General features: G+C 51.9%; 25 protein-coding genes and 1 other annotated feature. Of the genes, 11 read left to right on the top strand and 14 right to left on the bottom strand.

Annotation, left to right across the window (positions count from 1 at the left end):
- Positions 1-31: 31 nt before the first annotated feature.
- Entirely contained in the window at positions 32-1,492 is a 1,461-nt protein-coding gene (cls, locus tag ABT56_RS02415) for a cardiolipin synthase (protein ID WP_047877237.1), read from the bottom strand.
- 363 nt (positions 1,493-1,855) lie between these two features.
- Between cls and ABT56_RS02410 the strand changes: the two genes are divergently transcribed.
- The 7 genes from ABT56_RS02410 (at position 1,856) to ABT56_RS02390 (ending at position 6,391) form a co-directional block, all read left to right on the top strand.
- On the top strand, positions 1,856-3,196 hold the full coding sequence (locus tag ABT56_RS02410; RefSeq protein WP_047877236.1) for a sodium-dependent transporter: 1,341 nt from the start codon (positions 1,856-1,858) through the stop codon (positions 3,194-3,196).
- 68 nt (positions 3,197-3,264) lie between these two features.
- A complete protein-coding gene (locus ABT56_RS02405; RefSeq protein WP_047877235.1) occupies positions 3,265-3,954 on the top strand; it encodes a TIGR01621 family pseudouridine synthase in 690 nt (229 codons plus the stop codon).
- A gap of 152 nt (positions 3,955-4,106) precedes the next feature.
- Positions 4,107-4,319: a hypothetical protein gene (locus ABT56_RS23485; protein WP_084722135.1), complete on the top strand. Its 213-nt coding sequence runs from the start codon at positions 4,107-4,109 to the stop codon at positions 4,317-4,319.
- A 61-nt stretch (positions 4,320-4,380) separates the two neighbouring features.
- A complete protein-coding gene (locus ABT56_RS02400; RefSeq protein WP_047877234.1) occupies positions 4,381-5,325 on the top strand; it encodes a class I SAM-dependent methyltransferase in 945 nt (314 codons plus the stop codon).
- 228 nt (positions 5,326-5,553) lie between these two features.
- Positions 5,554-5,769: a DUF4177 domain-containing protein gene (locus ABT56_RS02395; RefSeq protein WP_047877233.1), complete on the top strand. Its 216-nt coding sequence runs from the start codon at positions 5,554-5,556 to the stop codon at positions 5,767-5,769.
- 2 nt (positions 5,770-5,771) lie between these two features.
- On the top strand, positions 5,772-5,996 hold the full coding sequence (gene yidD, locus ABT56_RS23480) for a membrane protein insertion efficiency factor YidD (protein ID WP_084722134.1): 225 nt from the start codon (positions 5,772-5,774) through the stop codon (positions 5,994-5,996).
- Positions 5,996-6,391 (top strand): hypothetical protein, encoded by a 396-nt coding sequence (locus ABT56_RS02390; protein ID WP_047877232.1) that lies wholly within the window; start codon positions 5,996-5,998, stop codon positions 6,389-6,391. Before yidD ends, ABT56_RS02390 begins: the two co-directional genes overlap by 1 nt.
- A 76-nt stretch (positions 6,392-6,467) precedes the next feature.
- Here ABT56_RS02390 and gspS2 read toward each other — a convergent pair whose 3' ends face one another.
- From gspS2 to ABT56_RS02370, 4 genes are all read right to left on the bottom strand, one after another.
- Positions 6,468-6,860, bottom strand: a complete 393-nt coding sequence (gspS2, locus tag ABT56_RS02385; protein WP_047877231.1) for a type II secretion system pilot lipoprotein GspS-beta — start codon at positions 6,858-6,860, stop codon at positions 6,468-6,470.
- A gap of 28 nt (positions 6,861-6,888) precedes the next feature.
- Entirely contained in the window at positions 6,889-7,188 is a 300-nt protein-coding gene (locus ABT56_RS02380) for a YciI family protein (protein WP_047877230.1), read from the bottom strand.
- Between the two features lie 102 nt (positions 7,189-7,290).
- Positions 7,291-7,689, bottom strand: coding sequence for an acyl-CoA thioester hydrolase YciA (yciA, locus tag ABT56_RS02375; RefSeq protein ID WP_047877229.1), 399 nt, complete (start codon positions 7,687-7,689; stop codon positions 7,291-7,293).
- A 14-nt stretch (positions 7,690-7,703) separates the two neighbouring features.
- The gene (locus tag ABT56_RS02370; protein WP_047877228.1) at positions 7,704-8,291 is read right to left on the bottom strand and encodes a septation protein A; all 588 of its coding nucleotides are present in this window, start codon (positions 8,289-8,291) and stop codon (positions 7,704-7,706) included.
- Between the two features lie 242 nt (positions 8,292-8,533).
- On the opposite strand from ABT56_RS02370, the gene ABT56_RS02365 reads away from it, so the two are divergent.
- Positions 8,534-8,884: a hypothetical protein gene (locus tag ABT56_RS02365; RefSeq protein WP_157037766.1), complete on the top strand. Its 351-nt coding sequence runs from the start codon at positions 8,534-8,536 to the stop codon at positions 8,882-8,884.
- 44 nt (positions 8,885-8,928) lie between these two features.
- On the opposite strand, the gene ABT56_RS02360 is transcribed toward ABT56_RS02365, so the two are convergent.
- The 8 genes from ABT56_RS02360 to aroF form a co-directional block, all read right to left on the bottom strand.
- Positions 8,929-10,128, bottom strand: coding sequence for a dicarboxylate/amino acid:cation symporter (locus ABT56_RS02360; RefSeq protein ID WP_047877226.1), 1,200 nt, complete (start codon positions 10,126-10,128; stop codon positions 8,929-8,931).
- Positions 10,129-10,504: 376 nt separating this feature from the next.
- Positions 10,505-11,314 (bottom strand): tryptophan synthase subunit alpha, encoded by an 810-nt coding sequence (trpA, locus tag ABT56_RS02355; protein ID WP_047877225.1) that lies wholly within the window; start codon positions 11,312-11,314, stop codon positions 10,505-10,507.
- Positions 11,314-12,504, bottom strand: a complete 1,191-nt coding sequence (gene trpB, locus ABT56_RS02350; protein WP_047877224.1) for a tryptophan synthase subunit beta — start codon at positions 12,502-12,504, stop codon at positions 11,314-11,316. The genes trpA and trpB overlap by 1 nt, the downstream gene beginning before the upstream one ends.
- A 10-nt stretch (positions 12,505-12,514) precedes the next feature.
- A complete protein-coding gene (trpCF, locus tag ABT56_RS02345; protein WP_047877511.1) occupies positions 12,515-13,885 on the bottom strand; it encodes a bifunctional indole-3-glycerol-phosphate synthase TrpC/phosphoribosylanthranilate isomerase TrpF in 1,371 nt (456 codons plus the stop codon).
- Positions 13,886-13,887: 2 nt separating this feature from the next.
- Complete coding sequence (trpD, locus tag ABT56_RS02340) at positions 13,888-14,898, bottom strand: anthranilate phosphoribosyltransferase (RefSeq protein WP_047877223.1); 1,011 nt, start codon at positions 14,896-14,898, stop codon at positions 13,888-13,890.
- A gap of 13 nt (positions 14,899-14,911) precedes the next feature.
- Positions 14,912-15,532 carry an aminodeoxychorismate/anthranilate synthase component II gene (locus ABT56_RS02335; protein ID WP_047877222.1) on the bottom strand — a complete coding sequence of 207 codons (621 nt, stop codon included), beginning with the start codon at positions 15,530-15,532 and terminating at the stop codon, positions 14,912-14,914.
- A complete protein-coding gene (locus tag ABT56_RS02330; RefSeq protein ID WP_047877221.1) occupies positions 15,529-17,121 on the bottom strand; it encodes an anthranilate synthase component 1 in 1,593 nt (530 codons plus the stop codon). Before ABT56_RS02330 ends, ABT56_RS02335 begins: the two co-directional genes overlap by 4 nt.
- On the bottom strand, positions 17,118-18,131 hold the full coding sequence (gene aroF / locus ABT56_RS02325; RefSeq protein ID WP_047877220.1) for a 3-deoxy-7-phosphoheptulonate synthase: 1,014 nt from the start codon (positions 18,129-18,131) through the stop codon (positions 17,118-17,120). Before aroF ends, ABT56_RS02330 begins: the two co-directional genes overlap by 4 nt.
- 76 nt (positions 18,132-18,207) lie before the next feature.
- Positions 18,208-18,301: a sequence feature (Trp leader region), on the bottom strand.
- 115 nt (positions 18,302-18,416) lie between these two features.
- Between aroF and rnm the strand changes: the two genes are divergently transcribed.
- From rnm to rluB, 3 genes are all read left to right on the top strand, one after another.
- Complete coding sequence (gene rnm / locus ABT56_RS02320; protein ID WP_047877219.1) at positions 18,417-19,280, top strand: RNase RNM; 864 nt, start codon at positions 18,417-18,419, stop codon at positions 19,278-19,280.
- Between the two features lie 25 nt (positions 19,281-19,305).
- Positions 19,306-19,929: an L-threonylcarbamoyladenylate synthase gene (locus ABT56_RS02315; RefSeq protein ID WP_047877218.1), complete on the top strand. Its 624-nt coding sequence runs from the start codon at positions 19,306-19,308 to the stop codon at positions 19,927-19,929.
- Positions 19,930-20,146: 217 nt separating this feature from the next.
- On the top strand, positions 20,147-21,226 hold the full coding sequence (gene rluB, locus ABT56_RS02310) for a 23S rRNA pseudouridine(2605) synthase RluB (RefSeq protein WP_047877217.1): 1,080 nt from the start codon (positions 20,147-20,149) through the stop codon (positions 21,224-21,226).
- 70 nt (positions 21,227-21,296) lie between these two features.
- Here rluB and ABT56_RS02305 read toward each other — a convergent pair whose 3' ends face one another.
- Positions 21,297-22,058 carry a YciK family oxidoreductase gene (locus ABT56_RS02305; RefSeq protein ID WP_047877216.1) on the bottom strand — a complete coding sequence of 254 codons (762 nt, stop codon included), beginning with the start codon at positions 22,056-22,058 and terminating at the stop codon, positions 21,297-21,299.
- Between the last annotated feature and the right edge of the window lie 49 nt (positions 22,059-22,107).

Here is a 22,107-nt window from a genome sequence, read left to right as displayed (position 1 = left end):
AAACGGTTGGCTTTACGCCAACCGTTTTTTTTTATAGCAACGGGCTGAACATGTAGAAAAATTGTTCGAACAGCTTATTGGTAATATGCCGTTGCTGCCATGTTTTGGGATCGACTTGGCTGGAGTTTTTGATGTATTCCTGTTGTAGCCAGCTTAACTGGCGGGTGAATTCTTCGTTGTCGACCGCCAGAGTAACCTCGAAGTTTAGCCATAAGCTGCGCATATCCAAGTTCACGGTGCCAATCAGGCAGTGGGTTTTGTCGATGACAACGGATTTGGTATGGAGCAGACCGCCATGGAAGCGGTGTATTTTTACGCCAGCAGTCAATAGCTCGGTAAAGAAAGATCGGCTGGCCCATTCAACCATCAGCGAGTCGTTCTTGTCCGGGATGATAATATCGACCGATACGCCACGCTGGGCCGCCCCTTTCATCGCATGAAGCAGGTTTTCACTCGGGATGAAATAAGGGGTGGTGATCACCACGCTCTCTTTGGCTTGGTAGATGCTTAGTAGCAGTACCTGATGGATGATTTCATCGGGCATTCCGGGGCCAGAAGGGATGACCTGAACCATGTCGATACTATCATCTTCGGTGTTTGGCAAACGGCATTCGGGTAAGCTTGGTAAAAAGCGCTGGCCTGTTTCGACCTCCCAATCCCATGACTGGATGCCGTGCAAGACGGAGACGGTAGGGCCGGTAACCCGAACCATGACGTCAATCCACTGGCCGACGCCCGCATCGGTTTTGAAAAAGGCCGGGTCAACCAGGTTCATTGAGCCGGTATAGGCAATGCGTTCGTCAATCACCACGATCTTACGGTGCAGGCGTAGGTCCATACGGCGCAGGAATAAGCGAAGCGGGGAGACGGCCAATGCTTCGATGAGCTCGATACCCGCATGGCGCATCATTTTTGGCCAGTGTGAGCGGAAGAAACGCATGCTGCCTGCCGCATCAAGCAACACTCGGACTTTTACGCCGCGTTTGGCCGCCAAGATTAATGCTGAAGCGACTTCGTCGGCCATTCCGCCTGGATGCCAGATATAGAACTCCATATGTATCATATGCTCTGCGCTGTTGATGTCTTCAACGAGCGATCGCAGGATCGTATGCGGAGCGTCTTGCAGGGACAGGGTGTTGCCGCTTAGGGCAGGGATCCTCAGCCGGTTTTCGCACAGGTCGTTCAGTGGGCGAGAGTGGTCGTTCAATAATTCAGGTTGGTGAACTGGGCAGTCGTTGAGGCGTTGGAACCAGTCCTCAAAGGGCTGGAACATATCTCGGGCACGTTCAGCCCGTTTTTTGCCAAGGTTGAGCTCGCCGAACATAAAGTAGGCGATAACGCCACCAACCGGGATGATGTAGATTATCATCAGCCATGCAAGCGATACCCCGACGACCCGCCGTTTGAAGACAACCCGTACGGTGACAACTGCAATTGTCAGCCAGTAAAGAAAGACGCTTGCCCAAGCAAGGATCTGGTAAAACTGTTCCATTTTGCTCAATAAGTTAACCGTAATTGTGTTCTATTTTGCATTGAAATAGTGGGAATACCAGTGAAATTTCAGAAACTAAAATACAGTCATTTCATTGGGATGTGCTAATACCCATATTCACATTTGTGATAAAAATCTATCGCAATGGACTGTTTTGTGCGCCTTGTGGTTTGTTTTTGTGCAAAATCAGACCGATACGTCAAAAGCATACTGTTGCTTTTACCCTCTCCACCACAAGCGAGTTTGCTTGCCAATATGGTTGTTGTGAATAAATAAAGTACTTTTGTACTACTATTTTTACAGTCGCACGTTACAGGGAACGTCAGACACCCTATCAATCAAAACATAATAAAGAGTAGTCGTATGGCAAGTGCATCTAGGGCGCAGTTTAGTTCGAGGATGGGTTTTATCTTAGCCGCAGCAGGTTCTGCGGTTGGATTGGGAAATATTTGGGGTTTTCCGACTCAAGCTGCGAGTAACGGCGGCGGCGCATTTTTGTTGGTATATATCCTTATGGTCGTTGTTCTTGCCTACCCATTACTGGTGGCAGAGCTGACTATTGGCCGCTATGGACAGGCGAATCCTATCCGGTCTTTACAGGCCATACTGCCGGATGCAGCTAAGAATATAGGCTCTGTGCTGGCAATGGTCGGCCTGATTGCGGCGTCATGTATTCTTAGTTTCTACGCCATATTGGCGGGATGGCTGGTGGGTTTTTTCGTCAGCCCGCTGTTGGTCATGCTGGGAATGGATAATGTCGCAGTGTGGTTGGAGACATTTTCGGTAGGACGCAATTTGCTGCTGATGGCCGCGTTTATGCTAGCAACGATTTACGTGGTGAAAAATGGGGTGGCAGAGGGTATTGAACGGTGGTCAAGTCGGTTGATGCCAGTGTTGGTGCTACTGTTTGTGATCTTGATTGGTTACATCTTTACCCAAGAAGGGGCGAGTGATGGCCTGCATTTGTTTTTGGTGCCTGATTTTAGCCAGATAGACGCATCGTTAATTCATAGCGCCATGGGGCAAGCCTTCTTTTCGCTTTCGCTCGGGGTCTGCACCATGATGGTCTACGGCTCTTATTTGAAAAAAGAGGCAAATTTACCGAAAACGGCGGCTCAGGTGGCGATGATCGATACAGGGATTGCCATTGTCGCAGGGTTGTTGGTATTGCCTGCAATGTTTGTGGCCCAAAAGAACGGGGTGGAAATTTATAACGAATCTGGCCAATTGGCCAGTTCAGGTACCTTGGTGTTTGACGTGCTGCCAGCAACATTTGAGACGATGGGAAATGCGGGGTATGTGGTTTCGGTTATATTTTTTGCCCTGATGGTGATAGCGGCGCTTACCTCCTCGATTTCATTGCTTGAGGTGCCTGTCGCGGCGGCCGTCGAGGAGCTGGGGCAAACCCGGAAAGTGGCATCGTGGATTATCGGTTTGGCGATCAGCGTGCTGTCGGTTCTGATTATTTTCAATTTCGGTAGTTTGTTTGACTTGATCGTAGTGGCCGCGACCGAGTATGCCCAGCCGATACTGGGTTTAGTTTTTGCCTTGCTAGTGGGTTGGGTCTGGCATCGCGACAAGGTATTGGCTGAGTTGCGAGAAGGCAATCCGCACATTGCACAAGGCTTGTTTTGGCGAGTATGGCCTGCCTATGTGCGAATTGTCTGCCCGCTGCTGATGCTTTACGTCTTCTTTGCCAAATAAGGTCGGTCATGCATTCGGGTACTGCTTGGGTATATAATTAGCCGACTTTATTATTTGACGGTACCGTTATGTTCACCTTGCTACACCAGCACTCTGATTTTCTTATCATTAATAAACATCCTGGCATCAGTGTCCACAAAGATGACAATGATCAGCCGCTACTGGCGGCAGTGGCGGCCCAGACAGGGGATGAGAAACTGTACCTTATTCATCGTCTTGATAAGATGACATCAGGAATTTTGCTGCTGGGACGTAACCGCGAGGCGGCTTCTGCGTTATCGAGCAATTTTGCCAAGCGAGAGGTTGAAAAATATTATCTTGCGATAGGTACCAAGAAGCCAAAGAAAAAGCAGGGTGTGGTAATTGGTGATATGGTGCGCTCGCGCCGCAGTAGCTGGAAGCTGGAAAACAGTCGTGAAAACCCTGCCATTACCCAGTTTTTCTCTACCGCGGCTGGCGAGGGAAGGCGCTTGTTTCTGTGTAAGCCGCATACGGGTAAAACCCATCAGATCAGAGTAGCGTTGCGAAGTGTTGGGTCGGGTATTGCAGGGGATGATATCTACGGCTGCGAAGCTTCGGATCGTGGATACCTTCACGCATATGCATTGCGCTTCCCCTATCAAGGGCAATGGCTAACCTTTGTCTGCCCGCCGGATAACGGTAGCTTGTGGCAGCGGGAGGAAACCCAGTTGGCATTGGCGGAATGGGCTGAGCCGTGGGGATTGAGCTGGCCATCGTTGGCAAAGAGCAAAAAATAAGAAAATGGCTATTAGTATTTGTTTTCAACAGGAATGGTATTAATTATTAGGTTTTCTTTTCGAGTGCCTGAAAATTAGCCACTGTAGATATCATCTTATAGCAACTTCACTTATAATATCGGTCTAGGATAACCCCTAGACCGAGGAACAAAATGCGCCTTACCCGCTCTGTGTCGCTGAGAATGCGACTAAAAAAGAAGAAATCTAAATCACGATTTTGGGGGCTGGCGTCATTCCGTCGACAACGTAAACTGTTCAAACAGCAACGCCTCCGTCGCCAGCACGGATTCCACCTTCAGGCTGAATATGTCCATCTGGCCAGCCATCGCCTTCCAGAACAAGAAAATCTAAAACTCGTGGCCTAGCCATATCGGATGATAAATTTGTTATCATTATCAGCGTAGACTTATCCCACACAGTAGAATTATGGAAATTAGTGCACTTACTCTTCTTGAAGAACATTTAACAGCAGCTCTGCAATCGCCGCCGCACGAAGCTCGCCGTATCTTTCATGGCCGTGGTCGTTGCTGGCCGGGACTGGAGCAGTTGACGGTAGACTGGCTGGGCGATCAGGTCTTGGTTTCCTTGTTCAAAGAACCGTCGGAAGCGTTCTTGGCTGAGTTGGAACTGATGCTGAATCGTTTGACGGCATTGCCATCATGGCAGGCATCTGGTGCGCGTGCGCTATTGCTCCAGCACCGAGACCGTCCTGGGGCTCCAACCGATTTGTTGTGGGGTGAAGGTCGCGAGTATCAAGATATCGTGGAAAACGGCCTGACGTTCAAGTTGGACTTGGGGCGTAAGCAAAATAACGGTTTGTTCCTTGATATGCGCTATGGCCGCGAATGGGTGATGCAGCATGCCAAGGGCAAGCGGGTACTCAATCTTTTTGCTTATACCTGTGGTTTTTCGGTGGCGGCTATTGCGGGTGGCGCAGAACATGTGGTGAACCTGGATATGGCCAAAGCGGCATTGTCCCGCGGCCGTGACAACCATCACCTTAACCAGCATGATCTCAAGCAAGTGAGTTTCCTCGGCCACGAACTGTTCAAGTCATGGGGCAAGGTGCGCAAGCTTGGGCCTTATGATCTGATTATTATCGATCCGCCATCATTCCAGAAAGGTAGCTTTGCTCTGACTCGAGATTACCAGAAAATCTTGCGCCGTCTGCCTGAGTTGCTAACCGCAGAAGGGCAGGTGATGGCATGTGTGAATGATCCGGGTGTATCCTCATCATTCCTGATTGACGGGATGGCGGCAGAAGCGCCTCAACTTGTTTATAGAGAGCGTTTGGAGAATCCACCGGAATTTGCTGATATCGAGCCGGAAGGTGGTTTGAAAGTGCTGATTTTCGAACAGCAAAACGTTTGATTAGAACCGCGTTGCGGCTAATAGAATTTTCCAGAAGGCCCGAACGCTCAGCGTTCGGGCCTTTTTGTTGCGGTGGATACCCCGATGCTGAATGTGGCTAGTTCCGGAATGTGGATGGCGGCAGGTGATCTTGGGTTATAGGGTATAGCCGTTGTTATTGCACATCATGTATGATGAATCGCTAATAATTTGTTTTATATTTACTTTTGGTAATAAGAGAGAGTCAGGATGGCAAATTTTTCTGAATATAAAGTGATTCATATAGCGGAAGGTGGCTGTGGTACCTTGCTATTAGGGGCCAGTGGTTTGCCGTTGCAGAAAATGGAAGCCGAGTTGAACAAATATGCCCAAGATGGCTGGCAGTTGGTGTTCCAAACCATCGAAAGTAAGCGCTATATGCTGTTTTGGCAGCGTGAAGCGGTGATCATCACGCTAGGCCGTTAATTTTGTTTAAGGCTACATCGCTGAAATTGATCCGCTTTTACCAGAGTAAGGGCGGGTCAAAAGTGCTTTTTAATATTGAGTGTAATTTTGAGCCTTCGTGTTCGGAGTATACCAAGCAATGCATCATCAAATATGGGGCAATCAAGGGGTGGCGGTTAGGGCTTGCTCGTATCCGACGCTGCAACCAACCCGATTTGGTTGAAAAAATTCGAGATGAGGTGCCGTAATGTTACGATCTGAGTCAATAGAAGCATTGGAAGTCAAGGAAGAGCAATTACGTTCCTTGGTCGCTGACCTACCGCAGGAGCAGAGAAAACGCTTTTTTGCGGAGCAAGCAAAGCAGCTGAAAGATCCTGATACGTATGCAGCGCTCAATTGGCTGTTTCTGGGCGGTTTTCATCATCTCTACTTACGCAAATACGCGATTTTTGCCGTGGAGTTTACGCTGCTGATCATCGTCATTATTGCCTTGGTGATGGGCTTTTATTACGCGGGGATCATTTTGATTGCTTTGACGGTGTATGAGTTACCGCAGCTGTTCTTTTCTCAGAAAATCGCCCGCCAGTATAACTACAACCTGTCGATGCAGATCTATCAGGATGTGTATGCCAATAAACGGTAAAACTAATTTACGAATAAAAAGGCCCTTCCGCAATGCGGTTGAGCCTTTAGGTTGTGTTTATCTTAGTGATATTTGTCTATTTGGCAGTGAGATCGTTGCAAGTTTGGGCTGTGATTGGTTGATTAACCATTGGCCGGCCCCGCATATCCATAATGACAATATTGTAATTGATCCCGTCATTGACCAATGGGCTCAATTCGTCATTGTTACAATAGTTGATTGCGGCGCTCTTGGCGGCCATCGTTGGTGGGATCTTGCCACCACCCCCATAGAGAATGGTGATTTCTACCATTGACTCTTTGGCGTGCGCCTTCATAACCTGATATTGATCGATCTTGTGGTACGGAGCTTGTTGGTTGATGGCGGCAGCACGGGCCTTGGCTAATTCTGCCAATACTTTTTCGTCTGAGTTTGATGCGCAACCTGCCAGTAATACCGTAGCCAGCAAAGCAAGCGTTCGTTTGATCATAGTGTATTCTCTTGTGGCCGATGCTCGGTTATGGCAGCACTTTCTTGAATGGTTTGACGATAACATTCTGGTAGACGCCGGCATCGATATACGGATCAGCATCGGCCCAGCGTTGGGCATCGGTCAGAGAGTCAAACTCGGCGATAACGGTCGAGCCGGTAAAACCCGCCTCGCCAGGGTTGTCACTGTCAATGGCTGGCATTGGCCCAGCGACTAGCAGTCGACCTTGTTCTTGTAATTCTTGCAGGCGAGCAAGGTGCTTTTCACGAACACTCATTCGACGCTCTAGGCTATTTTCAACGTCTTGGGAAAAAATGACATACCACATTTGTTATCTCCTTGTTAGTCTGAGGTCGATGGTATCGGTTTGTATATTAATGCAAAAAAAAAGCCCAAGCATTAGCTATGGGCTTTTTTTGTAGGGATTTCACTAACCGCGGCTAACAGGGCGGGGACGACCGTTGCTGTCGATGGCCACATAGTTGAAAGTCGCTTCACAGACTCGGTAGCGCTCGCCAACGCCTTCTACGCAGATGGGCTTAACCCAAACTTCGAGGGCCACACTCATCGAGGTGTTGCCGATACGGCTGCATTCACCGTAGCAGCATACGACATCACCAACGCTAACCGGTGCTTTGAATGCGATGCTGTCAACTGAGACGGTAACAACGCGACCGCCGCAAATTTCTTTGGCCAAGATGGCTCCAGCCAGATCAAGCTGGGACATAATCCAGCCACCAAAGATATCACCGTTGGCATTGGTGTCGGCTGGCATGGCAAGGGTGCGGAGCAGTAGCTGCCCGCGCGGGATATTGTTTTCTGTTGTCATGTTGCGACTCTGTACTACTTGGAATCGGAATGGTTATTTGCACCGTGCTGATCAGAGGAGTCCTCTGTCTGCTCGGGGATACTACGCATATGGTGGTAGATATATCCACCGCTGGCAAGGGAGAAAATCAAAGTCAGGGCTAAAAGCCCAAAGACCTTGAAGCTGACCCATACATCGAGCGGGAGCGTAAAGGCAATATAGACATTCACTACCGCGCATACAACGAAAAATAAGACCCATGCGGTATTGAGCTTGCGCCAAGCTGTATCAGGCAGGGTGATTTCCTTACCGAGCATGTTTTTGATAAAGGGTTTTCCGAGCCATTGGCTGACGGCAAGCCCACCCGCGAAAAGGATGTAGATGATAGTGACTTTCCATTTGATGAAGTTTTCATCATGGAGAAAAATTGTGAGGCTGCCAAAAATGGTTACGATGACAAAGGTCACCAGTTGCATAGTCTCGACTTTTCGGTGCTTGAACCAGGCAATAGCGACCTGAATAGCGGTGGCGGCAATCAAGGCGGCCGTAGCCACGTAGATATCATGGGTTTTGTAGAGAACGAAGAATATGAGCAGGGGAATAAAGTCAATCAGTTGTTTCATGGTGATAGCCACTAGCACGAAAAAGTAGTGCCATCATACCCCTAATTTCTACAATGCCAACTCGGAGGAGGCGGCTGCCGAGATGGCGTAAGAGATATGGATAAGCTACCACTGTTGCAATGGTGTGCACGATATAAGCAAGATGCGTCCATATTCTAGAAGATAAGCTGTTTCTGAAGTGTTTTCTTGAACGTTTTTTGCTCTACTTAGGCGGGTTTCTGTTATGGAAGATGGGTATTGATATGGAACTTCTCGTTCTTTTTTTATTGGGAATACTTTTTTTTACCGTTCTAACGATTAAGTTGGCGGCCAAGCTTTTGGGTTTGGAAAGTCCTGGTGCTGGGGTCTGTGTGCTGGCGACTATTCTGTCGGCTGTCATTTCCGGCGTTTTGCTTGCATTTGTCGGGGACGGTTTCCTCGCTTTCGTGGTTTCCTTATTCGTGACAGGGGGAGTCTATACCTTGGTTTTCGGGGTTAATACGGTGGTGGGCTTCGTACTGGCTTTTGTCGCCATGGTTATTCAATTCGCATCGATGTTTGCAATGACGATATTGGGATTATCGGTGGGGATGATCTCGATGGGGCAGTTATAGAACCGCCCAGTAGGGCGGTTGCCTGGATGTGGTCATTGCTTTGCTTACTTGCTGTCGGTCATATTATCGACAATCACCGCACAGGCAGCATCGCCAGTGATATTCAGTGCGGTGCGGATCATATCGAATATTCGGTCGAGGGCAAACAGTAGCGGCAAGCCTTCTATTGGAATACCCGCTGCCAGTAATACGGCGACAACCAAGAATGAAGGACCCGGTACACCGGCTTGACCGACAGCTCCCAAGGTGGAGGTGACAATAATCGCGATATACGCCCCCATCCCGAGATCAATAGTGAACATCTGGGCAAAGAATACGGCAACTAGTCCATAGTAGATGGCGTTGCCACTCATATTGATGGTCGCACCCAGAGGCAGGACGAACGATGCCGTGGAATTTTTAACGCCTAGCTCTTCCTCACAGGTTTCCATCGTAACGGGCAGCGTGGCCATTGAAGAGGCGGTTGAGAGTGCGACCGTTTGCGGCTTTATCATGGCAGATAAAAACTTGAGCGGTGAGGTTTTGCTGAATATTTTGATCAAAGCCGGATAGAAGATAAACCCATAAATCAGAATAGCTACGATGTAGACGATAAAGAGCTTGAAGACCACCATCAAAGCGCCAAACCCAAAGGTGCCGACGGCATCAGCCATCAGGCCGAAGACCCCCAGTGGCGCGATTTTCATTACCACGTTAATCATCCACACCATTGCATCGACGATGGCGTTGACTCCGTTGACCAGCGGCTCTCGGCGCTGTTTTTCCAGTTTTGATACGGCAATACCGAAAAAGAGGCAGAAGACCAAAATCTGGAGAATGTTCGCTTCGTTGAGGGATTGAAAGACATTGGTGGGGATCATACCGAGGACGGTTGCCCAGAAACCGGGTAGGTCGCCTTTGTTTGCGTAGACATTGGAAAACATGCCCTCAACACCGGTAAGGTCGACGCCTTTTCCTGGCTGGAATAATTCGCCCATGAACAGAGCAAGCGCAACAGCGACTGCCGATGTCAGGCCAAAGAAGCCTAGTGTGGCTAAGCCAACCTTGCCTGCTGATTGGCTACCGCCGAGACTGGCGGCCCCAGCGATGATGGCTACAGCAACCAGAGGGATGACCAGCATTTTGATCAGGTGAATGAAGATGCTGCCTAGCGGTGCGAACATACTGGCAGAGTGCCCCATCATTGCCCCGACGAGTGTCCCGGCCACCATGGCGATGACCACCTGGATCCCGATGTTGCCCATTAGTCCTTTTTCTTTCAACACCTTGTATTCCTCAGTTGTGTTTGTCCTGCATGTGTGATTTTTGTTACAGCATGAATATCAAGGTGGGCTAGTAGCCTTTTATTTCGGATGTGTAATTTTTGTTAACTTGATATTTGCAATTGTGGTTTTACATGGAAACATATCACTTATCAATAATAGTGCGGATAAATTTATATTCTCATCATAATGTGCAACATTAATGATAACTCTATCGTGTTTGTTAACAACTTGCTTGCGGTATAGGTGGCGGGGTTGTGATGCATTGATCCCTGCGCTGTTTCTGGGGGACTTACGGTGATTGGTACTAGACGACAAAGCCGCCTCGGGGGCGGCTTTGTGTGATATTGGAGAGGGCTTATTCTGAGAGGGTAGCGGCTTTCATTGAACGGACAAATGCCGCCATCGCTGTCAGTGTGCCATCGTGATCTCCGAGGTTGTTTTCGATCACTTTGACCACCGCAGAGCCTGAAATTGCCCCCGCGGCGCCAGCGTCGATGGCCTCTTTTACTTGCGCAGGCTCTGAGATACCAAAACCAAGAAGTGCAGGTGGTGCATTGAAGGCATTGAGGCTCTCAAGCAGGTGGCCGATAGGCATACCGGCTTTAGTTTCGGCCCCGGTCACACCGGCGCGGGAAAGGAGGTAGGTGTAACCGCCCCCCAGTTCGGATACCTTTTTGAGGGTAGCTTCTGTGGCGTTAGGCGGGGCGATGAAAATGGGGTGAATACCGTACTTTTCGGCGGAAGCCCTGAATTCGGCGGATTCATTGATGGGGACATCGGCTACCAGCACCGAGTCGACACCGGCCTTGGCGCACTGGGCATAGAAGTTATCGATGCCATTGGCAAAAACGAGGTTGGCATACATCAGTAGGCCAATCGGGGTATCAGGGTACTTGCTCCGGATTGTGGTTATCAGCTCAAAGCAGACGGTAGGTGTTGTGCCTGCCTCAAGGGCGCGAATGGTTGCCCCTTGGATTGTCGGCCCGTCAGCGAGCGGATCGGAAAATGGGATGCCGAGCTCCAGCGCATCGGCACCAGAGGCGATCAGGGTGTCGATGATATCCAGCGACTGTGCCGGGGTGGGATCGCCGATAGTCACAAACGGGACAAATGCCCCTTCGTTGCGGGCCGCAAGGCGGTCAAATAGGGCTTGGTAACGATCCATTACAGCACTCCTTTGGCATCTAGAATATCGTGGACGGTGAAAATATCTTTGTCGCCGCGGCCGGAAAGGTTAACCACCAGCAACTGTTCTTGGTTCGGGTTGTCATTGACCATCTTCAGGGCATGGGCCAGAGCATGGGCAGACTCTAGCGCAGGGATAATCCCTTCATGGCGGGCTAGTGCCTGAAAGGCATCGAGAGCCTCGTCATCGGTGACGGCCACGTAGTCGGCTCGGCCGATGGCATTAAGGTGAGCATGCTGAGGACCAACAGAGGGGAAATCCAGCCCCGCCGAAACAGAGTAAGACTCCTCGACCTGTCCATACTCGTCTTGCATCAGTGGTGCTTTCATGCCGAAGAAGATCCCCAGCTTACCGTGTTTCAACGGTGCGCCGTGCATGTCGGTATCCAGCCCTTTGCCTGCGGGCTCTACCCCGATTAGGCCGACGTCGCTCTCGTCAATAAAATCGGCAAACATACCGATGGCATTCGATCCGCCGCCGACGCAGGCAATCACGGCATCTGGCAGGCGGCCTTCTTTTTCGAGGATCTGGGCTTTGGTTTCCTCGCCGATAATATGCTGGAATTCGCGCACGATAGTCGGGAATGGGTGAGGGCCAGCGGCTGTGCCGAGCAGGTAATGGGCAGTGTCGTAGCTGGCAGACCAGTCACGCATGGCTTCGTTGCAGGCATCTTTAAGAGTAGCTGAGCCCGAGTGAACGGGGATGACGGTCGCACCCATCAGTTTCATTCGGAAAACATTGGGACTTTGGCGCTCAACGTCCTTGGCGCCCATGTATACCCGGCATTTAAGGCCGAGTAGGGCACAGGCCAAAGCGGTTGCCACCCCATGCTGGCCCGCGCCGGTTTCGGCTATAATCTCGGTTTTGCCCATCCGTTTGGCAAGCAGGGCCTGGCCAAGAACCTGATTGGTTTTATGGGCCCCGCCGTGTAGCAGATCCTCGCGCTTGAGGTAGAGTTTGGTCTTGGTGCCCTTGGTCAGGTTCTGGCACAAGGTCAGGGCTGTCGGGCGGCCGGCATATTCTTTCAAGAGGGACATGAACTCATCGCGGAATACTGGATCCTGTTGGGCCTCAACAAAGGCAGCTTCCAGCTGGTCGAGGGCCGGAACCAGAATTTGCGGTACATATTGACCGCCAAATTCACCGAAATAGGCGTTAATCTTGCTCATCATTATTTCCTTAATATTTCCTGATAGCCGCAAAGGCCGCTTTCAATTTGTTCGGGTCTTTCTTGCCTGGGGCGCTTTCAACGCCGGAGTTGAGATCCAGTCCGCGACAGCCCAGTTTGGCAGCCTCACAGACATTTTCTGGGGTCAGCCCGCCAGCTAGCATGGTGATCTGTTTTTGTTCGTCTGGGATCAGTCGCCAGTCAAAGGCGACACCGGTACCACCGCTTTGGCTACCGGCTCGGCTATCTAGCAGGTGGCGATCAGCATCCCATAAGGCCAGCTCGGGAGATTGGCTGTCTACGCCGTGTGCTTTCCAAATCTCGCAATCTGCGGGTAGCTGTGCCTTGAGGGTGCGCACGTAATCCGGATCTTCGTCACCGTGGAGCTGGACGGCGGCCAGTGATAGTGCTTTGGCGGCTTTGGTTACGGCATCGGGGTCGGCATTGCGGAAAACACCGACGTACTTGAGCGGGGCACCACTCATTACCATTCTTGCCTGTTCGATATCAATTTGGCGCGGTGAGCTGGATACGAAAATCAATCCGCCGTAGACCGCACCATGCTGGTAGGCCGACGCGGCATCATCGGCGTGGGTCAGCCCGCATACCTTGTTTTCGCCAAGGATAACCTTGCGGACGGCTTGCTCTAGATTGTCTTCGGCCATCAGTGAGCTGCCGATCAAAAAGCCGTTGGCATAAGCGGCGAGATCACGCACCTGCTGGTGGGTATAGATCCCTGATTCGGAGATCACGATAGTGCCTTCCGGCAGCTTTGGCGCCAGATGTTTGGTGCGGTCGAGATCGATGCTGAGATCGCGCAGGTTACGGTTGTTTATCCCGACGACCTTGGCCTTGAGTGCAATGGCCCTTTCGAGTTCATTTTCGTTGCTGACTTCGGTCAGGATCCCGAGATTGAGCGACTCGGCTACAGCGGCGAGTGTTTGGTATTGTTCGTCGTCAAGTACCGACAGCATCAGCAGGATCGCATCGGCCTGGTAGTGCCGTGCGAGGTAGACCTGATACGGATCTATCATGAAATCCTTGCACAGTACCGGTTGGCGAACTTGGCCGCGAACGCGTGGCAGAAAGTCAAAACTGCCTTGAAAATATTTTTCGTCGGTCAGCACGGATATTGCGCTGGCATGGTTGTTGTAGACCTGCGCGATGTAATCGAGATTGAAATCATCGCGGATCAGCCCTTTTGATGGTGAGGCTTTTTTGCATTCGAGGATAAACGCTACATGCTCGCCGGACAGCGCATCATAGAAACTGCGATCGCTAGGCACCAGTGCCTCTTTGAACGAAGCCAAAGGCTGGTCGGCTTTGCGTGCCTCGACCCACAGCCGTTTGTCAGCCACAATTTTTGCTAATACGGTTTCCATCATTAATCCCTCTGTGCCAGTTTTCTGACCAGGTCGAAGGCTTTGCCGGATGCCATGACGGCAAGTGCTTGCTGGGTGTTGGCTTTTAGATCCTCTTGGCCGAATAGGCGGAGGAGCAGGGCAACGTTGACAGCAACTGCCGCGTTTTGTGCCGGGGTGCCACTGCCGGTCAGGATGTTAGTAATAATGGCTCGGTTTTCTTCCGGCTCGCCACCTTTGATTGCTGCTAGCGGGTAGCTCTCCACCCCGAAATCTGCTGGAGTCAGGATGTATTCCCTGATCTTGCCGTTGACAATCTCGGCGACGGTGGTCGGGCCGTGGATTGCCACTTCGTCAAGCCCGCTGCCGTGAACGACAGCGGCGCGCTTCATGCCCATTGCCTTCATGGTTTCGGCAATAGGCCGAACCAATGCTTCATCATAGACGCCCATCAGTTCGATATTCGGTCGGGCCGGGTTGATAAGCGGGCCGAGCAGGTTGAATACGGTTCGGGTTTTCATGGTTTGGCGTACTGGCATCGCATGGCGAACGCCGCCGTGGTATTCCGGCGCAAACAGAAAACAGACTCCTAGCTCGTCAAGGGCTGCCCGAGCGGTTTCCGGTGTCATGGCCAGATTGATCCCGAACTTGTCGAGCAGATCTGAAGAGCCTGATTTGCTCGAAACACCGCGGTTACCGTGTTTGGCGACTTTGACCCCGCAGGCTGCCGCCACGAAGGCCGCAGTGGTGGAAATATTGATGGTGTCATGGCCGTCACCGCCAGTTCCGACGATATCGGCAAAGTCGTACTCCGGGCGAGGAAACGGATTGGCATTGGCCAGCAGCGCCTTGGCTGCCCCTGCTATTTCGGCCGGGCTTTCGCCTTTGATTTTAAGGGCGGTTAGCAGTGCTGATAGCAGGATAGGTTCGATGTCGCCTTTGATAATGGCATCGAACAGAATTTGGCTTTCCCGCTCGCTCAGTGCTTGTTGGTCATACAGCTTGTCGGCAATGGTATAAATGGTCGTATCCATCCTAGATTCTCCCTTAAATTTGATTGTTTCTCTGTTCGTCAGCCCGCGGTTTGGTTGTGACCCAATCCAATGTGTTGGTCAGTAGCTGGGCACCTTGGGTCGTCAGAATTGATTCGGGATGGAACTGGAATCCGCAAACCCGGTCTTGTTCGTTGGCTACAGCCATAACAAGGTCGTCGACTTCGGCGATCACGGCCAGATTGTCTGGTACTGAGGTCGCCACCAGCGAGTGGTAGCGGGCAACCGTCAATGGGTTGGGAAGGCTGTCGAAGACGGCATGGCTGCCATGGGCCATCATGGCTGGCTTGCCGTGGACGATTTGACCGGCTCCGGCAACTCTGCCGCCGTAGGCCTCGACAATAGCTTGATGGCCGAGACAAATGCCGATCATCGGCACTTTTCCGCGTAACCTCAGGATAAGCTCGGGCATGCAGCCCGCATCTGCCGGGGCGCCGGGGCCCGGCGAGAGTACCAGTACCGGATTGTTTTTCTCGGCAATGGCCTGTTCGATATCGGCAGCATCAAGGCTGTTGCGGTAGACAGTGACAAGACAGCCCAGTGAGCGGAACTGGTCTACCAAGTTGTAGGTAAAGGAGTCGAAATTGTCGATCAGAACAATATGAGGCTGGTTCATGATGCGGCTCCTCGTAATTTGGCCGGGGCGCTGTGTGCCTTGCAGATGGCGGTGATGACGGCTTGTGCCTTGCCGCGTGTCTCATCGGCTTCGGCCTGTGGCTGTGAGTCGTAGACCACCCCAGCTCCAGCCTGCACGCTGGCCGTACCATCTTCGACATAGGCCGAGCGGATCACGATACAGGTATCCATGTCGCCTTGGCCGGTCAGGTAGCCGACGGCACCGCCATAGCTACCTCGACGGCGTTGTTCGACCTCTCGGATCAGTTGCATGGCGCGGATTTTCGGCGCGCCGGTCAACGTCCCCATGTTCATGCAGGCCTGATAGGCATGGAGGGCATCGAGATCATTGCGTAGCTGGCCAACCACGCGAGAAACCAAATGCATCACATGGCTGTAGCGGTCGACTTTGAGGAGGTCGGCAACGTAGCGGCTTCCTGCCTCGCTGATGCGCGCCACGTCATTGCGGGCAAGATCCACCAGCATCATGTGTTCAGCATTTTCTTTCATATCACTGCGCAGTTCGAGTTCGATACGCCCGTCTAGATCCAGGTTTATCGTCCCGTCCGGGTTTTTGCCCCGATGGCGGGTGCCAGCTATCGGGTAGATCTCGATCTGGTTGCTTTCGGTACAATATTTGAGGGCGCTTTCCGGTGAGGCGCCGAATAGGGTGAAATCCACGTCTTGCAGGTAGAACATGTAAGGACTGGGATTGCCGATTTTCAGTTCTTTGTAGGCGTTGAGTGGGGATGGGCACGGCAGGATAAACTGGCGTGATGGAACAACCTGAAAGACATCCCCATTGATAACGTGTTGCTTGAGGTCTTGCACTTGTTGGCAGAATGCCTCGTCACTGACGGTAACGGTCGGAGTGACATCATCGAGTATCGGTGCGGCCGGCAGTGGTGTCGGCACTAGGCAAGCTTCTTTTATATGCTGCAGGCGGCGGCTCAGTTCGAAGTAGCTCGCGGTATAGGTGTCCCCTCCGAACAGGGTTGCCTGCAATTTGCCTTTGCGGCGCTGGTGGTCGATAACCAACAGAGTTTCGGCAATATAGAACAGGTAGTCTGGGCAGCGGTTGTCCTGCTTGACTGCCGGGAGCGGCTCGAAACTATCGACGACGTCATAGGCAAACAGGCCGCCCAGAAACAGGGCCTCGCGCGGATGGCCCGCGATATCAAAAGCCTGCTGGATCAAACGCAAGGCATCAAAACTGGACGTTTGGCGTAGGCGGCTGTCTTCGTCCAGAGCCCGACCGGACTCGGCAAAGGTCAGCACCAGTGTGCGGGGTTCACGCTGGCTCTGGATATCTGCCGGAAGTTTGCCGGACAGGGTTTGCAGTACATTGAGGCCGTTGTCGGTCAGGGCTTCAAGCCTGACTTCCTTGCCCCGGCAGACGATGCGCACGGCGGCATCAATCAGCATTAGGCTTTTCAGATCCTGCTTGGAGTCGATTTCTGCCGATTCCAACAGCAGGTTATGGGGGCGGCCGTCACACACCGAGTAATAGAGCTCGGTGGGATCCGCCACGTAGGGGACGTCCAGGCTGAGCAACTCCAGCTCACCGACGCCTAGCGGGTTCGTATTCACAGCGTTCTCCCTGCCGCTTCTACAAAAGGTTTCAGCTCTTGCATGAGCTGTTCGAACATTGGACCCGTCAGTGCCTGATGTCCGTCAGACAATGCCTCGCACGGGTTAAGGTGCGATTCGACGATGATACCGTCAGCGCCAACGGCTGCGGCTGCCCGCGATAGTGGGATCACCAGTTCGCGAACACCGGTACCGTGGCTTGGGTCTACCACCACCGGCAGGTGGGTTCGTTGTTTCAGGTAGGCGACGGCATTGAGGTCCAACGTATTGCGTGTTGCTGTTTCGTAGGTACGGATCCCCCGCTCGCACAGGATGATGTTCGGATTACCGGCATCGTAGATGTATTCCGCCGCCAGCAGCAACTCCTCGATAGTGGCGGAAAGTCCGCGTTTGAGCAAGACCGGTTTTTGGCTTTCACCGACGGCTTTGAGCAGGGCATAGTTTTGCATGTTGCGCGCGCCGATTTGGAGGCAGTCGATATACTGGCACATAGCCTCCATCTGGCTTACTTCCATCACTTCCGAAACGGTAGGCAGCCCTAGTTGTTCGTTGGCCTGTTTGAGTAGCTTCAGGCCGTCAATGCCCATTCCTTGAAAATCATAAGGGCTGGTGCGGGGTTTGTAGGCCCCGCCGCGTAGGGCGACGGCACCATACTGTTTGACCACTTCGGCGACAGCCATCAACTGGTCTTCAGACTCTACTGAGCAAGGTCCTGCAATAACGGCAAATTTGTCGCCGCCTACCGAGGCATTGCCGAAGCGGACGACGGTATCGTGGGCTTGTACTTCGCGGCTGACCATCTTGTACTTGGTTAGGATTGGCTTGACGGTCTCAACGCATGGGTAAGAATCGAAATGGAGCTGCTGCAAGATACGTTCGTCGCCCAGCGCGCCGAGAACAATACGCTCAACTCCCGGCATATACAGAGGCTTGAGTCCGGCTGTTTCGATGCGGGTCAGTATTTCTTGTGCTTGGGCTTCGGTGGCATTGGGTTTTAGTACAATAATCATCTTTTTATTCCTTTACTTACCCAGCGTATTTGGGGCCGGGGCTGCATATTCGGCTTCGTTTAGTTTAGCTATAGATATAAAAAAACCCGCTCTCGGGCGGGCTTGTGTTATCTGGCTCTAGGCACAGCGACTCACACCACCCGCAGAGGGAAGTGCCACCACCAAGAGAAGAAAGCGCAGAGCTGATGATTAAATTGCTGTAACATGTAAATGTCCTGTAACCTAGTTCGGGGTAACTGCGTACTAGTAAACTAGTTCATTGAATTGAAGTCAAGAATAAAATTTATGTTATTTGATTTACATAGTCATACGACTGCGTCTGATGGTCGGTTGTCGCCACAAGAGCTAGTGATGAGGGCGGTAGAACGCCGGGTGGATGTGCTTGCGATTACGGACCACGATACCGTGGCCGGGTTGGCAGAGGCCGAGATGACGATTGCAGCACAGAATTTGCCAATAACACTGGTCAAAGGCATTGAAATATCGACACTTTGGCAAAACTTTGATATTCACATTGTTGGCTTGCAGATTGATTCTGAGCATCCGGCAATGGTGCAGATTATCGAGCAGCAGGCCGCGCGGCGAGAGGCCCGGGCCGAGCTGATTGGTGAGCGGCTAGAGAAAAACCGGATGCCGGGGGCGCTGGCCGGTGCAAAGGCTATTGCCGATGGCGCAACCCTGACTCGAGCTCATTTTGCCCAGTGGATTGTCGAGCAAGGGTATGCCAAGAATATGCAGGCCGTCTTCAAGAAGTATATGACCCGCAATAACCCGGGTTATGTCCCGCCTAATTGGTGTTCGATGGCTGAAGCTGTGACGGCTATTCATCAAGCCGGAGGCATTGCCGTACTGGCGCATCCGGGTAGTTACAATATGACGGCCAAATGGATCAAGCGGCTGCTCGCTGCATTCGTCGACGCTGGTGGCGATGCAATGGAGGTGGCTCAACCGCAGCAGGCTCCGCAAGATAGACGCGTGCTGGGGGATTATGCAATTGATTATAATCTGATGGCTTCGCAGGGCTCTGATTTTCACTATGTCTCTCCATGGACCGATCTTGGACGTAACTTATGGTTACCGAAGGGCGTGACTGAGGTCTGGCATGACTGGGGTGTTGAGAAGCTACGTGAAGAAGGTGAAGCGTCCTGAGTGAGGGCCTTCCCGTGGAGGAAGAATGAGTCAGTTTTTTTATGTTCATCCGGAAACACCACAAACCCGTCTGATTAATCAGGCTGTGGCGATTATCCGTAATGGTGGTGTGATCGTGTACCCGACGGATTCGGGATATGCGTTGGGCTGCCAGTTGGAAAATAAATCGGCATTGGAGCGCATTTGCCAGATCCGCCGCCTTAACGACAAGCATAATTTTACCTTGCTGTGTCGTGATCTTTCCGAGCTTTCGCTCTACGCCAGGGTGGATAACAGTGCGTTCCGCCTGCTACGCAACAACACACCGGGTGCCTATACTTTTATCTTCAAGGGTACCAAGGAAGTGCCGCGTCGTTTGATGAATCCGAAGCGCAAGACGATTGGTATCCGGGTTCCGGACAATGCTATTGCCTTGGCTCTGCTGGAAGCATTGGGCGAGCCGATGATGTCAACGTCTTTGATCTTGCCGGGTAACGAAGTGACCGAGTCTGATCCTGAGGAGATCCGCGATAAGATTGAGCATGCAGTCGACTTGATTATCAGTGGTGGCTACCTTGGCGAGCAGCCTACGACGGTGGTTGATTTTAGCAATGACGAGATTGAGATTGCTCGCGTTGGAGCGGGTGATCCATCTCCGTTTGAATCCTAGCCAATATAGCGCCTTATTCACACTGGGTGCGTAAATATTATCACTGGCGGGCGTTCACGGCGCGCTGGGTCGAGCTAGAAACGGTAACAATTCCTTACTACCAAACTGCGTTTTAGGTGGTAAGTGGGTTAAGCTTTTGGCATAATTCGCCGTCGCTTTGAATAGGTCGAAGCGTGATGATATTTCGACGCCTGTGAAGGCGACAAAGGTTTGTCTAATGAGTGAAAAATTACAGAAAGTACTGGCGCGTTCTGGCCAGGGTTCTCGCCGCGAAATCGAACTGATGATCCAGAACGGGCGCGTCAGTGTTGATGGTATCGTGGCTAAACTGGGTGATCGCCTGGAAGATTTGAGCGTTAACGTACGTATTGACGGTCATAAAATCCAACTGGTGTCATCGTCGGACGAAATTTGTCGAGTACTGGCTTATAACAAACCGGAAGGTGAGCTATGTACTCGCCATGATCCAGAAGGTCGTCGTACCGTTTTTGATCGCCTGCCTCGCCTGAAAGATGGCCGCTGGGTATCTGTTGGCCGTCTTGATGCGAACACTGCAGGTTTGCTGCTGTTCACAACAGATGGTGAACTGGCTAACCGCCTGATGCACCCGAGCCGCAGTATCGAGCGTGAATACATGGTACGTGTATTCGGCGAAGTGAGCGAAGATATGGTTCGCAACCTAGTTCGTGGTGTTGAGCTTGAAGACGGTATGGCTCGCTTCGAAGACGTTGTCTACGCTGGTGGCGAAGGCATGAACCACACGTTCTACGTGGTGATCACAGAAGGTCGTAACCGTGAGGTTCGTCGTCTGTGGGACTCGCAGGGTGTGACGGTAAGCCGTCTTAAGCGTGTACGTTACGGTGATATCTTCCTGACCAAAGATCTGCCTCGCGGCGGTTGGATGGAGCTGGAGCTAAAAGAAGTTAACTACCTTCGCGAGAAAGTAGAACTTCCTGCTGAAACCGAAACAGCACTGACGGTTGAAGGCCAGAAGCGTAAGCGTGGTGTTCGTCAGATCCGTCGTGCGGTACGCCGCCATGAAGAGCGCCTGAGCGATGATACTCGTGGCAACCGCCGTCAAGACAAGCGCCGTGGTTCAAACCGCAATGGCCAAGAGATGCCTGTACAGGAGAACAGCGGTTCTCGCCGTCAGGACAAGCGTCGCGGTGCTAACCGCAACAGCCAAGAGCAGTTCGGTTCTGAATCGAATGGTTCTCGTCGTAAGCCTTCTGGCAATGCGGCTAACCGTCGCAATCCTTTGAAGACGAAACCGGCAAAGCCGCGCGTGCGCAAATAATACTGCCTTTCGTTAAATCGGACATTTTAAAAGCCAGGCTCTTGAGCCTGGCTTTTTCATTGTTGGTGTTTTAGCTGGCAGCCCCGGGTTTTCTCTTGGGTTGAGCGTCAATACATTGGCCGTGGACGCTATCGCTCTCTTTGCTCATCAGATAAACATACAGCGGCATAATCTCGGCGGGTGTTTTCAGCAGGCGGGCATCTTCAGCGGGGAAGGCCTGGGCGCGCATTGCCGTGCGGGTGCCGCCGGGGTTGATAGCATTGACCCTAACCTGAGTGTTGTTGAGTTCGTCGGCCAGTACCTGCATCATCCCTTCAGTGGCGAACTTTGATATTGAGTAGGTTCCCCAGAAAGCCCTGCCTTCGTGGCCGACTGTCGATGAGGTGAAGATGATACGGCCGTGTGGCGATTGTTTGATCAGTGGCAGAACAGCTTGTGTCAGCAGGAATTGGGCCTTGACGTTGACCTGCATGACATCATCGAAGACCTCTTCGCCGAGTTGCTCGAAGGGGCTGAGTACGCCCAATAAACCGGCATTGTGCAGCACGCCGTCAAGGCGGCCGAACTGTCCTTCAATGGTATCGACCATGTCGAGGTAGTTTTGTCTGGTTGCGCCCATCATATCCATGGGGATGATGGCTGGCTGCGGATAGCCAAGGTTTTCGATTTCGTCATAGACCGCTTCGAGCTTGGCAACGGTGCGGCCGAGCAGGACCACGGTAGCACCGTGAGCGGCATAGCTAATAGCTGCCTGGCGTCCGATACCGTCACCGGCCCCGGTTACCAGAATAACGTTATCCTTCAGTGTATTCTCATCCACTTGATAATCCACTCAATACTTCCTTTTCGTTGTTATCATTGGCGTAGTGTAACACTGTCAA

Source organism: Photobacterium aquae, from assembly GCF_001029445.1.
GTDB classification, from domain to species: Bacteria; Pseudomonadota; Gammaproteobacteria; order Enterobacterales; family Vibrionaceae; genus Photobacterium; species Photobacterium aquae.
Note: the sequence above shows the minus strand (reverse complement) of the source record. Positions and strands in the feature narration are given on the sequence as shown.

Coding starts and splice junctions, on each gene's coding strand:
- cls (WP_047877237.1), bottom strand. CDS start 1,492: ATGGAACAGTTTTACCAGATCCTTGCTTGGGCAAGCGTCTTTCTTTAC.
- ABT56_RS02410 (WP_047877236.1), top strand. CDS start 1,856: ATGGCAAGTGCATCTAGGGCGCAGTTTAGTTCGAGGATGGGTTTTATC.
- ABT56_RS02405 (WP_047877235.1), top strand. CDS start 3,265: ATGTTCACCTTGCTACACCAGCACTCTGATTTTCTTATCATTAATAAA.
- ABT56_RS23485 (WP_084722135.1), top strand. CDS start 4,107: ATGCGCCTTACCCGCTCTGTGTCGCTGAGAATGCGACTAAAAAAGAAG.
- ABT56_RS02400 (WP_047877234.1), top strand. CDS start 4,381: ATGGAAATTAGTGCACTTACTCTTCTTGAAGAACATTTAACAGCAGCT.
- ABT56_RS02395 (WP_047877233.1), top strand. CDS start 5,554: ATGGCAAATTTTTCTGAATATAAAGTGATTCATATAGCGGAAGGTGGC.
- ABT56_RS02390 (WP_047877232.1), top strand. CDS start 5,996: ATGTTACGATCTGAGTCAATAGAAGCATTGGAAGTCAAGGAAGAGCAA.
- gspS2 (WP_047877231.1), bottom strand. CDS start 6,860: ATGATCAAACGAACGCTTGCTTTGCTGGCTACGGTATTACTGGCAGGT.
- ABT56_RS02380 (WP_047877230.1), bottom strand. CDS start 7,188: ATGTGGTATGTCATTTTTTCCCAAGACGTTGAAAATAGCCTAGAGCGT.
- yciA (WP_047877229.1), bottom strand. CDS start 7,689: ATGACAACAGAAAACAATATCCCGCGCGGGCAGCTACTGCTCCGCACC.
- ABT56_RS02370 (WP_047877228.1), bottom strand. CDS start 8,291: ATGAAACAACTGATTGACTTTATTCCCCTGCTCATATTCTTCGTTCTC.
- ABT56_RS02365 (WP_157037766.1), top strand. CDS start 8,534: ATGGAACTTCTCGTTCTTTTTTTATTGGGAATACTTTTTTTTACCGTT.
- ABT56_RS02360 (WP_047877226.1), bottom strand. CDS start 10,128: ATGGGCAACATCGGGATCCAGGTGGTCATCGCCATGGTGGCCGGGACA.
- trpA (WP_047877225.1), bottom strand. CDS start 11,314: ATGGATCGTTACCAAGCCCTATTTGACCGCCTTGCGGCCCGCAACGAA.
- trpB (WP_047877224.1), bottom strand. CDS start 12,504: ATGAGCAAGATTAACGCCTATTTCGGTGAATTTGGCGGTCAATATGTA.
- trpCF (WP_047877511.1), bottom strand. CDS start 13,885: ATGGAAACCGTATTAGCAAAAATTGTGGCTGACAAACGGCTGTGGGTC.
- trpD (WP_047877223.1), bottom strand. CDS start 14,898: ATGGATACGACCATTTATACCATTGCCGACAAGCTGTATGACCAACAA.
- ABT56_RS02335 (WP_047877222.1), bottom strand. CDS start 15,532: ATGAACCAGCCTCATATTGTTCTGATCGACAATTTCGACTCCTTTACC.
- aroF (WP_047877220.1), bottom strand. CDS start 18,131: ATGATTATTGTACTAAAACCCAATGCCACCGAAGCCCAAGCACAAGAA.
- rnm (WP_047877219.1), top strand. CDS start 18,417: ATGTTATTTGATTTACATAGTCATACGACTGCGTCTGATGGTCGGTTG.
- ABT56_RS02315 (WP_047877218.1), top strand. CDS start 19,306: ATGAGTCAGTTTTTTTATGTTCATCCGGAAACACCACAAACCCGTCTG.
- rluB (WP_047877217.1), top strand. CDS start 20,147: ATGAGTGAAAAATTACAGAAAGTACTGGCGCGTTCTGGCCAGGGTTCT.